The sequence below is a fragment of the Gilvimarinus gilvus genome, from assembly GCF_030518155.1.
Taxonomy (GTDB): domain Bacteria; phylum Pseudomonadota; class Gammaproteobacteria; order Pseudomonadales; family Cellvibrionaceae; genus Gilvimarinus; species Gilvimarinus gilvus.
This window is the reverse complement of sequence record NZ_JAULRU010000438.1, coordinates 1-477: the sequence shown is the minus strand read 5'-3', so window position 1 is coordinate 477 and position 477 is coordinate 1. Positions and strand designations below refer to the sequence as shown.

2 protein-coding genes are annotated in these 477 nt (G+C 49.1%); both read right to left on the bottom strand.

Translation table 11 applies throughout. The features are described from left to right. Positions 1–227, bottom strand: a 227-nt coding sequence (locus QWI17_RS08765) for a response regulator (protein ID WP_302722144.1), incomplete at its 3' end; no start/stop codon positions are given. Between the two features lie 38 nt (positions 228–265). Further along, positions 266–477 (bottom strand): PepSY domain-containing protein (locus tag QWI17_RS08760; RefSeq protein WP_302722143.1); only part of this gene is annotated, 212 nt, incomplete at its 5' end.

The window sequence follows — 477 nt, the reverse complement described above, 5'->3', positions numbered from 1 at the left end:
ATAATAGGGAAATTAATATCATTTTCCCGCCAGCGGCGTATCACTTCGACACCGGATAGCTTAGGTAAACCGATATCAACAATTGCCAGATCATAAGGAAACTCATTTCCCAGATAGAGCCCCTCTTCACCATCTTCCGCTTCTTCTACTGTATAACCACTATCGGTCAGCGCTGTCACCAGCTGACGTCGCAGATCCAGATCATCTTCAATAACCAGCAGTTTCATTCCTTACTCCATTCCGATGGGCCGCTATTGCTAACCCCTTAAGGGGAAACTTCCTGACCCGTGGTTGCATCAATCAGTACGGTCTTTACCCGGCCATTATTGATCAGCCGAATGTGATGTACTTGTCGCCCCCCACGAGTCCGTGTTTCCGCTTTGACAACTTTCCCACCATGACTCTGCTTAACACTCGCCGCAGCTTGTTGCAGCGACACCGTATTCCCGGCAAGCACCATGGGTTCACTTCCGAATT